We start from the raw sequence: 12,404 nt of genomic DNA, 5'->3' as shown, positions 1-12,404 counted from the left end.
GCCCGACGAATGATGACTCCTCCGTTGCAGACACTGCTGGTATCCGGTGGTGACCTGCTCGTTGTTCTTTTTGCACTGATTACGCTCGCAGGCGATGCCTGGTTCGTCCTCGTCGGGCTCGCCATGCTCTACTGGGTTGGTCCACGCTACATCGAGGATGCTCGTCCGGTTGCGGCTGTCTGTATCGGGCTTGCGACGCTGGGCTTGGCGGCAGTGTTGGCGATAAAAACTGCCACAGGGATTCCGCGGCCGGCGATGACGCCGGTCGACCCCACTGGACTCCCGTCGCTGATCGGCTCGTTTGTCGGCGGCGAGATCGAATCGGATGGGTTCACGTTCCCGAGTGGCCATGCGACCGCCGCAACCGTCGTCTACGGTGGCCTCGGGCTCTTGCTTTCAGTTGGTCGACGCCGAACGCGGTATCTGATCGCTGGGGGCTGTATAGCCCTGATCAGTCTCTCGCGGGTCGTCCTGCAGGTTCACTATCCGCGTGACGTCCTCGCCGGGATCGGCCTCGGTGCGGTGTTGGTGGCGATTGGGATCACTGTCGCCCGAGACGGAGATCGCCTGCGGCCCGAGCGACTGTTCGCGGTCAGCGGCATTGTCGCCGTCATTGGGTTCGGGGTCGCCGTCGACGCCGGTCATCCACGGGAAATTCTCCAAGGTGCTATTGGGATCGGCACCGCCATCGGTGCGGCGGCGGTCTGGTACCGACTGGGTGATCAGTTGGTGGCTGCGCCGCCGGTGTCGATCCCGCTGGCGGCTGTCGGGCTTGCGGTTGCTGGCGGGTTGTGGCTCGGCGCGTATGTCGGGGTTCTGCCGATTCTGGGTGCGATGGCGGCCAGCGCCGTCGCTGTCGGGATTATTCTGATGTTGCCACTCGCAGAGCAGCGTTAAAAAAAGAAAGTCGAATTCGGTCGCGACTTAGAACTTTTCGAGGTATTCGTCGAGTTCCCACTGGGAGACGTCGACGAGGTAGTCTTTGAACTCGGATTTCTTGGCTTCGACGAACTTTTCGCCGACGTGGTCGCCGAGACCGTTGTAGATGACTTCGTCGTTTTCGAGCTCTTCGATTGCTTCGCCGAGGTTGGTCGGCAGCGTCGAGATACCGTACTCGTCGCGTTTTGCCTCGTCGAACTCGTAGATGTTCTCTCGAACCGGGTCCGGGGCTTCGAGATCGCGCTCGATGCCGTCCATACCGGCGGTCAGCAGTGCTGCGAACGCGAGGTACGGGTTACACGACGGATCGGGGAAGCGGGCCTCGACACGTGAAGCAGCCGGGACGCGGGCGGCTGGCTTGCGGATGAGTGCTGAGCGGTTGCGGTCCGACCAGGCGACGTAGACAGGGGCCTCGTAGCCGGGCACGAGGCGTTTGTAGCTGTTGACCGTTGGGTTGGTAACAGCGGTAATCGCCTGTGCGTGATCGAGGATACCGGCGAGGAACGAGTGAGCGGTCTCGCTCAGGTCGAACTCGTCGCTGCTGTCGTGGAAGGCGTTCTCGCCATCTTCGAACAGCGAGATGTGGGTGTGCATCCCCGAGCCGTTAATTCGCGGGACGGGCTTCGGCATGAACGTCGCGTGCAGGTCGTGCTGTGCGGCGACCGCACGAACGACGGTACGGAACGTCGCAACGTTGTCGGCAGTGGTGAGTGCGTCGTCGTACTCGAAGTTGATCTCGTACTGACCCTCGGCGACCTCGTGGTGACTGGCTTCGATCTCGAAGCCCATGTCTTCGAGCGCGAAGATGATGTCACGTCGAACGTCGCTGGCGAGGTCCTTCGGTGCGAGGTCGAAGTAGCCACCCTGGTCTGCGAACTCGGTGGTTGCGTAGCCGTCTTCGTCGTGTTTGAACAGGAAGAACTCCGGTTCTGGGGCGACGTTGACGTCGTAGCCGTGTTCCTCGGCGCGGTCGATGGCCTGCTGGAGCACATAGCGTGGGTCGCCCTCGAAGGGCTCGTTGGTCGACGTGTTGATAATGTCACAGATGAGGCGCGCGGAGGCGCTTTCCTCGTCCTGTCTCCACGGAAGAATCGCGAACGTATCCGGATCGGGCTTGAGCCGCATATCCGACTCCTGAATGCGGACGAACCCTTCAATCGACGAGCCGTCGAAATAAATCCCGTCGGTGAAGGCTTTCTCGGCCTGTCGGGCCGGAACTGAAACGTTCTTCACAACACCGAGGATATCCGTGAACTGTAGCCGAAGGAAGTCGATTCCTTCTTCTTCAATTTCGTCAATAACTTCCTGTTCTTTTTCGGTCAATCCACCATCTGTGGCAACGTTTTCGTCCGTCATGTTGTAGACAGTTGGACCAATCACTGCCAGTATAAAGATCTTATCGCTTAGTGCAAGTACCCCGCGAAAACTGAGAAATTGGATATTCGTAAAATTCTAATGCCCCCGGTGAGTCGTGAACTGTAATGACGTACGAAAACTTGGACGCCAAGTTGATCAATGCATTACTCGGGAACGGTCGGGCCAGTCTGCGAAGCCTCGGCGAGGAACTCGACGTTTCCGTAACGACAGTTTCGAACCACCTTCGGGATCTGGAGGCCGAAGGGGTCGTCAACGGCTATACACCCATCGTCGACTACGATGCGCTGGGCTACGATGTCACCGCAGTGATTCACCTCAAAGTCGAGGGGAGTGCGCTCCCGGAGATCACAGACCGCCTGCGCGAGCAAAAGCAGATGGTCAGCGTCTACGAAGTCACCGGCGACTACGACATCATCGCAATCGGCAAGTTCACCGACACTGATGGCATGAACAGCCAGATCAAGGAACTGCTGACCGACGTCGACATCCGCGAATCCAACACGAGTGTCGTCCTCAACGCAGTGGCCGAAAACGAACAGTTCGAACTCGATCTCAACGACGAAGAGTAGTCGACTCGACGACCGTACTCTCTCGCCGAAACTCGTTTTTATACCCCGTGAGCCGCCCGGCTACGCTTATTTCATACTAAACCATTAACAATTCGGCAGTCCAACGCTATGTATGAAAGTCTATATCGGCGAGGGAGCCACGGCGGACGAAGCCTCGGCGATTGCGAGTGCGCTGTCGACCCATCTCGGGACCAATATCTCGGTGTATATCGGCGAGGACAGTGAGCCAGCGGCGACGGGCGAACCCGAGTATCCATTCGTCGACGATCTCGGCCCGACCGACCGCGAGGCGGCCATTCGGGCGGAGATCGAGGACATCCTGCAGGGCGGCCCGCAAAAGTACAAAGATCGACTCCCCGAACAGGGGAAACTGTTCGTTCGAGACCGGCTGAAACTGTGGTTTGGCGATGAGGCTCCCGACTCTCGGCTCCGATTCGAGGATGGCACATTCGCTGCCTTCGACGAGTGGCATCCCGAGAGTCCCGCGGTCGACGCGGATGATGAAGACGGCAAAGAAAGCGACGAGGAGGAGTCAGTCGACGACTCGGATCGCCTCCCCGCCGATGGGCTGATTACTGGTGCAGCGACGTTCGAAGGTCGGGACCTGCATTTCATGGCCAACGATTTTACCGTCAAGGCGGGGTCGATGGCCGAACGCGGCGTCGAAAAGTTCCTCCGGATGCAACAACGGGCACTCAAAACTGGCAAACCCGTGCTGTATCTGATGGACTCCTCCGGTGGACGAATCGACCAACAGACCGGGTTTTTCGCCAACCGCGAGGGAATCGGGAAATACTACTACAACCACTCGATGCTGTCGGGACGAGTGCCCCAGATCTGCGTGCTGTATGGACCGTGTATCGCCGGCGCGGCCTACACCCCGGTGTTCGCCGATTTCACGATCATGGTCGAGGGGATGGCCGCGTTGGCGATTGCCTCGCCCCGAATGGTGAAGATGGTCACCGGCGAGGATATCGGGATGAACGAACTTGGCGGCCCGGAGATTCACGCCAAACACTCCGGGTCGGCGGATCTGATCGCCCGTGATGAGGAACACGCACGCGAACTCGTGTCGACACTCATTGGCTACCTCCCCGACAAGGCGGGCGAAAAACCACCCAAAAGCCCACCCAAACCGCCAAAACGGGACCCCGAGGGGATCGACGAACTGATCCCGAGTGCGCCGAACAAAGCCTACGATGTCCACGACCTGATCGAACGCATCGCCGACGCCGGGTCGATCCTTGAACTCAAACCCGAATACGGCCCCGAAATCGTGACTGCCTTTGTCCGAATCGATGGTCGACCCACGGGCGTCGTCGCCAACCAGCCCAGCCATCGATCAGGGGCCATCTTCCCCGACTCGGCCCAGAAGGCCGCCTCCTTCATCTGGACCTGTGATGCCTACGAGATTCCCCTGCTCTACCTCTGTGACACACCGGGATTCATGGCTGGCTCGCAGGTCGAAAAGGAAGGGATTCTGGAGGCTGGCAAGAAGCTCATCTACGCGACCTCCTCGGCAACAGTGCCGAAACAGACCGTCATCGTTCGGAAGGCCTACGGCGCGGGGATTTACGCGATGGGTGGCCCAGCTTACGATCCCGAGAGCGTCATTGGGCTTCCCTCCGGCGAGATCGCTATCATGGGTCCGGAGGCCGCGATCAATGCCGTGTATGCCAGACAGTTGGCCGAGATCGACGACCCCGAAAAACGGGCCGAACGCGAGGCCGAACTGCGCGAGCAGTACCGCCAACAGATCGACATCCACCGAATGGCCAGCGAGGTCGTCATCGACGAGATCGTGCCACCAAGCCAGCTTCGACAGGAACTGGTCGACCGCTTTGCGTTCTACGCGGATGTCGAGAAATCGCTTCCCGAGAAAAAACACGGAACAGTGCTGTAGGCCACTGTCTGGGCGGTGATTGATGGGCCAGTGTATCAGTATTATTTTGAGTCTATAGTGAAAATCGGAGGTATGCAGATTTCTGCAGTTGTAACACAACTGGAGTCCATGTTGGGGGACTTCGTGTCGACGGAAATTCAGATCGCGGTCAGTCTGGCGGTTCTAATCGTCGCAGTGAGCGCTGCTGGGGTCGCACTTCCGAGGCTTGTCAATCAGAGTCGACGACTAACTGCCGACTGGACCCGCAAGAAGTTCGGTGACAGGGTCGCCGACGGTGTCGAACTCGTTGAGGACGTGGTGCCGCTGCCACAAATCCTCACGGTGGTGGTCAAGACTGTCCAACTCCTGTTGTTCCTCATAACCATTATCGCGCTACTGATCGTGTGGGGGCTGGTCGACGTAGCGTGGTGGCTGATCGGGGTGTTGGAGACAGCGATTCCGACCGCAACCCGGATCGTCATTACAGCGGTTCTTTTCATCTTGGCTGCGCTTGGCAACAACGTCCTTCAGGACGTCATCAGCGAGTTCACTACCGACACGAGCCACATCTCGGCCCATCAAGAGCAGATCCTCACCCGTGTTGGACAGGTCGCGCTGATCGTGGTCATCAGCATCGGGGTGCTCAGCGTGTGGGATATCCAGATCGGTGGGGTTCTGGTTGGCGCAGGGTTCCTCGGTATCGTCGTCGGGATGGCCGCCAGACAGACCCTCGGCTCGCTGATCGCCGGCTTTGTCCTGATGTTTTCGCGGCCGTTCGAGATCGGTGACTGGGTCCAAGTTGGCGACAACCAAGGAATCGTTACCCAGATCACGATCATGAACACCCACCTCCGGAACTTCGACGGTGAACACGTCGTCATTCCGAACGACAACGTCGGCGAGCAGGCAGTCATCAACCGGAGCCGTGATGGCAAGCTTCGTATTCACGTCGAGGTCGGCGTCGACTACGAGGCTGATCCGAATCGGGCCGCCGAGATCGCCCGCGAGGCCGTCGAGGAATCAACATTCGTCGACGGGAATCCGAACCCACAGGTGTTTCCGGTCAGCTTCGGCGGCTCGGCGGTCGATCTCGACATCCGGTTTTGGATCTCGCCGCCAACCCCACAGAAACGCTGGCGGGCGACCGCCTCGGTCGTCGAGAACGTCAAAGCACGGTTCGACACCGAATCGATCTCGATTCCGTTCCCACAGCGCACGGTCGGTCACCGAACGGTCGACGACGATTCGGTGGTCGACCGCGAGGCAACGATGGAGTCAACCGAGAAGAATTAGATCGGATCGAAAACAGCGATAGACACCACAAAGAACCCGCTTTGAGTCGGGAAATCCGAACAGTGAAGTGTTGTTTTCCGCAAGGGAGGATATGGATGTCGACGACGCCAAAAAGCGGTTTTCGCGTGCGTCGTGGGCAAACGTGCTTGGCAATGCGATCAAAATCGTTGTCGAAGGTGCTGCCGGGGTTACGTTCGGCTCGGTGGCCCTCGTGGCCGACGCGGCCCACTCGGTAGCAGACCTCGTTGCCAGCGTCGTCGTCCTCGTCTGGGGCAGCAGTTCCTACGACAATCCCGACGACAGTCACCCACACGGTCACGAGCGAATCGAGCCACTGACCGCGCTGTTCGTGGGGGCGGTGATCGTTCTTCTGGGTTTGAACCTGCTCTACGAGTCCACACAGGGGATCATCGAGGGCGGGACCGGCGTGCGGTTCAGCTACCTCTTGCTGGGCGCGTTGGCGTTTGCGCTGGTCGACATGTATCTGGTCTACTGGTACACCATGCGCCAAAACGAGAGCCTTGGATCGACGGCACTGGCGGCGCTAGCGGCGGACTGTCTCAATGACCTCTACACCACGGTCGCCGCGATCATCGGCGTCCTCGGCGTGCTCATCGGCTACCCGATTTTGGATTCCATCGCCGGGGGACTGGTGAGCCTGCTGGTCGTCTATCAGGGCGTCGACATCGGCCGGGAGAACCTCGACTATCTGGTCGGGGCCGCACCCACGGGAGCGAAACGCGACGAGATTCGAGAGCGAATCAAATCCCACCCCGGTGTCGAGGGACTCCACGATCTGACGGTGTTTTACGATGGGACCGTCCTCGAAGTTGAGGTCCACGTCGAGGTCGACGGCGAGATGACGATCCGCGAGGCCCACGATTTGGAGAGTGAACTGGTCGACAGTCTCAGAGCGGTCAAGGAGGTCGGTGATGCCCACATTCATCTTGACCCGTCGGGTCTCGGCGAGTGGAAAGAGGCCGTCGAAGGCGATTCACTGTAGTCAGGGCCTCACAGTTAGGTCCTCGCTCGCTTGTCGAACCGCTCGCGGACCTCACGCACCGTCGACAGCACGGCCTGCCACTGGTCGGGGCTGCCGGGCAGCGTCGACTCGCCGTCGTCTTTTCGCTGGTCGTTGATCGCCTCTTGGACCATCCGCGGGTCTGAGATGCGCCGGAAGTAGATATCGTCGCCACCAGCCACCTCGACAGTGACCGTGCCGTAGCCGAACAGCGAGCCACGGACCGACTGCTGGTAGGCCGTGTTTTGGACTTTCGAGAGCGATGTTCGCCGGACTGACCGTCCCAGCACGCCGGTTTTGACCCAGATCCCCCGGCTCGTCACCAGATAAGTGGTGTGTTGGACGCGGAGATACGCCCAAATCGGGATCGGAACCGCCAGCAGACCGAGGGGGGCCAATCGTGTGTCGACGGTCGCCGCGAGGACGACCGCCGCCGCAAGCACGACGAGGCCAGCACCAACGCTGCCGAGGATCGTCGTCAGCCGCGGTCGACCCTCCCAGACGACGGTTTCGGACTCCCCAAGCCAGCGCCAGTCGTCGCTCATTGGTCGTCGGCTGGCTCGGTGATCGCTGGCTCGATGGGGTCGCTGTCGTCCCCGTCGACTGCGTCGACCGGTGGGTGGCTGTCCTCGGTTTCGGGCGTTCCACTGGCCGTCTCTGTGCCGATGGCCGGTGGAGCCTCGGTGTCGGGCTGCTGGTCGAGTGCCTGGCGAATGCCCTGAAGTTCGGCCAGAATCTCGTCGAGGACGGCGTCGACGTCGCCGTCTTCGTCTCGGCTGGAGCCCTCGCGGCGCTCGATCTCTCGGGAGATGAGCTCTTGGACCCCGGATGGGTTCGGAATGTTCTGGAATCGGAGTTCGACACCCGAACTGCCGGCGGTGCTGATCTCGACCGAGCCGTATCCCAGTCGAGCGCCGACCGCCGTCTGGCTGTAGGAGATGTTCTGAACTTTATCAAAACCGATCTGTTTGACGTCGCGGGAGAGGATTCCCTGCTTCCGGTAGAGGCCGCGCGTGGTCACGACGAAGTTGGAGTTCTTGTAGGTCAGATATGAGCCGACAAGGATCGGAATCCCGATCAGGACCAGCGAGAGCGGAACTCCGATGAGGAGCGCCGGGACGAGGCTGCTTTTGTGTGGCGTGCTCGCCCAGAGGACCTCCTCGCCATCGTCGAGGGTCAGCCAGTCGAGATCGACCGCAGTTTCCGCGGCGGAGTCGTCGACGGGTGGGGATTGTTCAGTGCTCATACGGGTCAGTTCGAGTGAACTGGGAAAATAGTACCGCAGACTGTACTCGGCGTTGAACCGTCCTCACTCCGGTCGCATCAGCGACAGCACCGTGCGGTCGAACGAACAAACCAGTTCCTCGTCGCCAACCCGAAACACCTCGACTCTCATTGTGACGACGCCGCGGTCGCCGTCACTCGTCTCGCGTTTCTCGGTGACCGTCGACTGCGCCCGGAGCGTATCGCCGTGAAATACCGGCGCAGGATGGTCGACATTGTCGTAGGAGAGATTGGCGACGATGGTTCCGTCGGTCGTTTCCGGGATCGTGAGTCCGACCGCCAGCGAGAGGGTGTAGAGGCCGTTGACGACGCGTTCGCCGAACTCGGAGTCCGCGGCGAAGGCGGCATCCAAATGAAGCGGCTGTTGGTTCATCGTCAGATCACAGAACCGCTGGTTGTCGCTTTCCGAGATCGTCCGGCGCTTTTCGTGGTGGATCGTCTCGCCCTCCGTGAATGCCTCGTAGTAGCGACCGGTCATAGCTAACTGTACGAGAGCCAATATAAATGTGTTTGTCAGGACGCCTCGGTCGACGGGGCATCTCGGCCGATTTGAATCCCCATGACCGTCCCGGCCAGTCCCATGACGGTCGAAATCCCGATAGCGAGCAAAAAGAAGCCCAGAATTTGGACTGTTTCGACGAGCGACGCCACGGTCAGCCCCGACCCGATTCCGCTCGTGAGCGGGTCGAGAAAGCCACCGTACAGCCACAGCACCGGCAGCGAGCCGACGAGTCCCATTCGGGTGCCGACGCGGATTCCCAGCGTCGACCGATCACGGTAGTAGTAGCCGACGGCCAGTCCGACAAGCGAAACGGCACCGTAGGAGAACGTCGACAGCTGCGAGTGAAGCCCGACAGTCACCGGCATTGAGACGACCCCTGCGAGAATCGCGGGGAGCCACACACTGTCAGTGTCAGTCGACAGTCCCTCTCGGAAACCCATACTATCGTACTGTAGTCGAGAAAACATGAACTATCCGATGTTCGGAGCTGGTTCGAGAGTAACTCACAGACTCAAACGGCACGATGGTGTTACATAACTGATGGCTAAGCCGTCTAGTTTATCCCTCTGGTACGAGTGGGTGGATATATGTCAGAGGCTGTGAAGCCAGTTCGAGTCCTCCACGTTACCGATGGCTCCAGCCTCGCCGAGTTGATTCGGGCGGCCGCCGAATCGGACCCGCCTATCGAGATACAGACAGCCACGAGCAGTGCCGAGGGCCACCAACAGCTGGTCGACGGCGACGTCGACTGTATCGTCGTCGATCACGACCTGCCGAACATTGATGGGATCGAGCTGCTCGAAACCGTCCGCGAGGACTACCCCTCGCTGCCGTTCATCCTCCGGACTGATGGCGGCAGCGAGAAGCTCGCTAAGGACGCGATCTCGGCGGATGTCTCGGAGTATCTGCATACGGACCAAAAACAGGCGCTCCTCGACCGGATCGTCGACCTCGTCGAGCAGTACCGGGCCGACCACAAGCGGGAACGCGAACTCCAACGTACCACGGATCTGCTCGCCAAAACCGAGCGCATCGCCGACGTCGGCGGCTGGGAGATCGACACCGAAACAAGAGAGGTGTTTTGGACCGACCACCTGTTCGACATCCTCGGCGTCAAGGGCGACGAAGAGCCACCGCTGGAGGAGGCTCTCGACTTCTATCACGAGGCGGATCGACCGATCATTGCGAGCGCAGTCGACGAGGCACTCACCGACGGCGAGCCGTTCGACGTCGACGTTCGGTTTGTGCGGCCCAACGGCGAGGTTCGCTGGCTCCGCGTCCAAGGCGTGCCCGCCGTCGAAAACGGGACCGTCGAGACGCTTCGCGGCGCTGTTCAGGACGTCACCGAACGACACAACCGCGAGCGCGTCCTGCGGGAGATGCACGACATCATTTCGGATCGAGACCACTCGTTCGACCAGCAAGTCCGGAAATTGCTTGAACTCGGGCGACGGGAACTCGACACCCAGTACGGCACGCTGTCGGAGATCGACGGCGACGACTACACCTTCGAGATCGTCGCATCGGACGACGACAGTATTCAGGAGGGTGACGTCGTACCGGTGTCGGCCACCAACTGCGAGATCGCCGCCAGCACCGAACGGACGGTCGTATTGGGAGATGTCGAACGCGATGCCCCCGACGAGACCGACCGCGCTGGGTTCGCCGAGTGGGGAATCGGATGTTATCTCGGCGCGCCAGTCTTCGTCGACGACGAGGTGTACGGGACGTTCTGTTTCTACGGCACCGAGACGAAAAACGGCCAGTTCTCCGATTGGGAAGAAACCTTAGTCGACCTGATGAGTCGGTGGGTGAGCTACGAACTCCAGCGCCGACAGGTGACCGAACAGCTCCACGAACAAAACGAGCAGTTGGAGCGGTTTGCCTCCATCGTCTCCCACGACCTGCGGAACCCACTCGGCATTATCGAGGGTTACGTCGACATAGCTGTCGAAACTGGCGATGTCTCCGAACTCCACCGCGTACAGGCCGCGGTCGAACGGATGGATACGCTGATCGACGACGTCCTCCTGCTGAGTCGGACCGAAAACGCCATCAGCGAACGCTCGACCATCGACCTCCGGACGCTCGTCGAGCAGTGTTGGGAGACCGTCCCGACCGAGAAGGCGACCGTGTCGGTCCAAACCGACCGAAGGGTCGACGCAGACAAAACGCGACTCCGACAACTGTTCGAGAACCTCATCCGCAATGCTGTCGAGCACGGCGGGGAGAACGTTCAGGTCACGTTCGGCGATCTCGACGACGGCTTTTATATCGAAGACGACGGGCCCGGCATCCCTGAGGACGTCCGCAAGACCGTGTTCGAGGGGGGTTACTCGACATCCCACGATGGTACCGGCCTCGGACTGAGTATCGTCGACGAGATCGTCGCAGCACACGGCTGGGAGATTCGGATTACGACGGGTACCGAAGGCGGGGCGCGGTTCGAGATCACCGGTGTCGAGGCCGTCGACTGAGGTCGCCTAATAGTGCCACGGGAACTCGTCGAAATCGGGCTCGCGGCCTTCGAGAAACGCATCCCGACCCTCTTTGGCCTCATCGGTCATGTAGGCAAGCCGGGTCGCCTCGCCGGCGAACACCTGCTGGCCCATCATCCCGTCGTCGGTCGCATTAAACGCGTATTTGAGCATCCGCATCGCGGTCGGGCTCTTTTGAGTCATCTCGTCGGCCCACTCTAAGGCGACGTCTTCGAGATCCTCGTGGGCGATTGCTTCGTTGACCATCCCCATATCGGCTGCCTCCTCGGCGGAGTAGGTTTTTCCCCGGAAGAACACTTCTCGGGCCTTCTTCTGGCCGATCTGTTTGGCGAGATACGCCGAGCCGAAGCCGCCGTCGAAGGAGGCGACATCAGGGTCAGTCTGGAGGAATTTGGCGTGTTCGTCGGAGGCGAGTGTGAGGTCACAGATCACGTGCAGCGAATGGCCGCCACCGACTGCCCAGCCCGGCACGACGGCGACGACTGGTTTGGGCATCGTCCGAATCAGGCGCTGGACTTCCAGAATGTGGAGTCGACCGGCCTTGGCTTCCTGTACTGCTGGATCGTCGTCCGCGGCGGCCTCGTCGTCGTCGCGGTACTCGTAGCCCGAGCCACCCCGGACCGACTGGTCGCCGCCCGAGCAGAAGGCCCAGCCGCCGTCCTTCTCGGAGGGGCCGTTGCCCGTCAGAAGCACGCAGCCAATCGAGGCCTGTTTGCGGGCGTGATCGAGGGCTGTGTACAGTTCGTCGACCGTGCCCGGGCGGAACGCATTCCGAACTTCTGGGCGGTCAAAGGCGATGCGGACGGCCGGGACGTCGACCCCGCGGTGGTAGGTGATGTCGTCGAACGCGAAGGCGTCGACGGTCTCCCAGCGGTCGGGATCAAAGAGTTCCGAAACCATACGGTAGGGAGGGACGGCGGCACTAAAAAGCCAGCCGAAACCGGGGTCGACCGTCTGCACTATCGGGATCTGCGGTGTCACCGTACGGAGTTTATAATAGGACGTATCCCCAATAGATAAGTATGAGCGAGAGCCGGGG

Annotated in this window: 12 protein-coding genes; 6 read left to right on the top strand and 6 right to left on the bottom strand. The window is 60.5% G+C overall.

Going from position 1 to position 12,404, the window contains the following annotated elements; all coding sequences use genetic code 11:
• Positions 1 to 12: 12 nt before the first annotated feature.
• A complete protein-coding gene (locus HALTADL_RS16795) occupies positions 13 to 897 on the top strand; it encodes a phosphatase PAP2 family protein (protein WP_162551748.1) in 885 nt (294 codons plus the stop codon).
• Between the two features lie 27 nt (positions 898 to 924).
• On the opposite strand, the gene glnA is transcribed toward HALTADL_RS16795, so the two are convergent.
• Positions 925 to 2,295: a type I glutamate--ammonia ligase gene (gene glnA, locus HALTADL_RS16790; RefSeq protein WP_089673358.1), complete on the bottom strand. Its 1,371-nt coding sequence runs from the start codon at positions 2,293 to 2,295 to the stop codon at positions 925 to 927.
• Positions 2,296 to 2,420: 125 nt separating this feature from the next.
• Here glnA and lrp point away from each other — a divergent pair, with 125 nt between their 5' ends.
• From lrp to HALTADL_RS16770, 4 genes are all read left to right on the top strand, one after another.
• Positions 2,421 to 2,885 (top strand): HTH-type transcriptional regulator Lrp, encoded by a 465-nt coding sequence (gene lrp / locus HALTADL_RS16785; protein ID WP_089673359.1) that lies wholly within the window; start codon positions 2,421 to 2,423, stop codon positions 2,883 to 2,885.
• A gap of 112 nt (positions 2,886 to 2,997) precedes the next feature.
• A complete protein-coding gene (locus HALTADL_RS16780; RefSeq protein WP_089673360.1) occupies positions 2,998 to 4,788 on the top strand; it encodes an acyl-CoA carboxylase subunit beta in 1,791 nt (596 codons plus the stop codon).
• Between the two features lie 123 nt (positions 4,789 to 4,911).
• Entirely contained in the window at positions 4,912 to 6,060 is a 1,149-nt protein-coding gene (locus tag HALTADL_RS16775; RefSeq protein ID WP_162551747.1) for a mechanosensitive ion channel family protein, read from the top strand.
• A 91-nt stretch (positions 6,061 to 6,151) separates the two neighbouring features.
• Entirely contained in the window at positions 6,152 to 7,063 is a 912-nt protein-coding gene (locus HALTADL_RS16770; RefSeq protein WP_089673362.1) for a cation diffusion facilitator family transporter, read from the top strand.
• Positions 7,064 to 7,077: 14 nt separating this feature from the next.
• Here the strand turns inward: HALTADL_RS16770 and HALTADL_RS16765 are convergent, their stop codons facing one another.
• From HALTADL_RS16765 to HALTADL_RS16750, 4 genes are all read right to left on the bottom strand, one after another.
• Complete coding sequence (locus tag HALTADL_RS16765) at positions 7,078 to 7,626, bottom strand: PH domain-containing protein (RefSeq protein ID WP_089673363.1); 549 nt, start codon at positions 7,624 to 7,626, stop codon at positions 7,078 to 7,080.
• Positions 7,623 to 8,327 carry a PH domain-containing protein gene (locus HALTADL_RS16760; RefSeq protein ID WP_089673364.1) on the bottom strand — a complete coding sequence of 235 codons (705 nt, stop codon included), beginning with the start codon at positions 8,325 to 8,327 and terminating at the stop codon, positions 7,623 to 7,625. Before HALTADL_RS16760 ends, HALTADL_RS16765 begins: the two co-directional genes overlap by 4 nt.
• Positions 8,328 to 8,390: 63 nt before the next feature.
• The gene (locus tag HALTADL_RS16755) at positions 8,391 to 8,864 is read right to left on the bottom strand and encodes a MaoC family dehydratase (RefSeq protein ID WP_343123817.1); all 474 of its coding nucleotides are present in this window, start codon (positions 8,862 to 8,864) and stop codon (positions 8,391 to 8,393) included.
• 14 nt (positions 8,865 to 8,878) lie between these two features.
• Complete coding sequence (locus tag HALTADL_RS16750) at positions 8,879 to 9,307, bottom strand: DUF5518 domain-containing protein (RefSeq protein WP_089673366.1); 429 nt, start codon at positions 9,305 to 9,307, stop codon at positions 8,879 to 8,881.
• A 147-nt stretch (positions 9,308 to 9,454) separates the two neighbouring features.
• On the opposite strand from HALTADL_RS16750, the gene HALTADL_RS16745 reads away from it, so the two are divergent.
• Positions 9,455 to 11,344 carry a hybrid sensor histidine kinase/response regulator gene (locus tag HALTADL_RS16745; RefSeq protein ID WP_089673367.1) on the top strand — a complete coding sequence of 630 codons (1,890 nt, stop codon included), beginning with the start codon at positions 9,455 to 9,457 and terminating at the stop codon, positions 11,342 to 11,344.
• A 6-nt stretch (positions 11,345 to 11,350) separates the two neighbouring features.
• Here HALTADL_RS16745 and HALTADL_RS16740 read toward each other — a convergent pair whose 3' ends face one another.
• On the bottom strand, positions 11,351 to 12,265 hold the full coding sequence (locus HALTADL_RS16740; RefSeq protein WP_089673368.1) for a 1,4-dihydroxy-2-naphthoyl-CoA synthase: 915 nt from the start codon (positions 12,263 to 12,265) through the stop codon (positions 11,351 to 11,353).
• Positions 12,266 to 12,404: the final 139 nt, after the last annotated feature.

This window comes from Halohasta litchfieldiae (genome assembly GCF_002788215.1).
Taxonomy (GTDB): domain Archaea; phylum Halobacteriota; class Halobacteria; order Halobacteriales; family Haloferacaceae; genus Halohasta; species Halohasta litchfieldiae.
Note: the sequence above shows the minus strand (reverse complement) of the source record. Positions and strands in the feature narration are given on the sequence as shown.

What these genes read in the sequence shown, in the direction of transcription:
- HALTADL_RS16780 (WP_089673360.1), top strand. Translation starts at nt 2,998, where the DNA reads ATGAAAGTCTATATCGGCGAGGGAGCCACGGCGGACGAAGCCTCGGCG.
- HALTADL_RS16795 (WP_162551748.1), top strand. Translation starts at nt 13, where the DNA reads ATGACTCCTCCGTTGCAGACACTGCTGGTATCCGGTGGTGACCTGCTC.
- HALTADL_RS16750 (WP_089673366.1), bottom strand. Translation starts at nt 9,307, where the DNA reads ATGGGTTTCCGAGAGGGACTGTCGACTGACACTGACAGTGTGTGGCTC.
- HALTADL_RS16760 (WP_089673364.1), bottom strand. Translation starts at nt 8,327, where the DNA reads ATGAGCACTGAACAATCCCCACCCGTCGACGACTCCGCCGCGGAAACT.
- HALTADL_RS16770 (WP_089673362.1), top strand. Translation starts at nt 6,152, where the DNA reads ATGGATGTCGACGACGCCAAAAAGCGGTTTTCGCGTGCGTCGTGGGCA.
- lrp (WP_089673359.1), top strand. Translation starts at nt 2,421, where the DNA reads ATGACGTACGAAAACTTGGACGCCAAGTTGATCAATGCATTACTCGGG.
- glnA (WP_089673358.1), bottom strand. Translation starts at nt 2,295, where the DNA reads ATGACGGACGAAAACGTTGCCACAGATGGTGGATTGACCGAAAAAGAA.
- HALTADL_RS16765 (WP_089673363.1), bottom strand. Translation starts at nt 7,626, where the DNA reads ATGAGCGACGACTGGCGCTGGCTTGGGGAGTCCGAAACCGTCGTCTGG.
- HALTADL_RS16740 (WP_089673368.1), bottom strand. Translation starts at nt 12,265, where the DNA reads ATGGTTTCGGAACTCTTTGATCCCGACCGCTGGGAGACCGTCGACGCC.
- HALTADL_RS16745 (WP_089673367.1), top strand. Translation starts at nt 9,455, where the DNA reads ATGTCAGAGGCTGTGAAGCCAGTTCGAGTCCTCCACGTTACCGATGGC.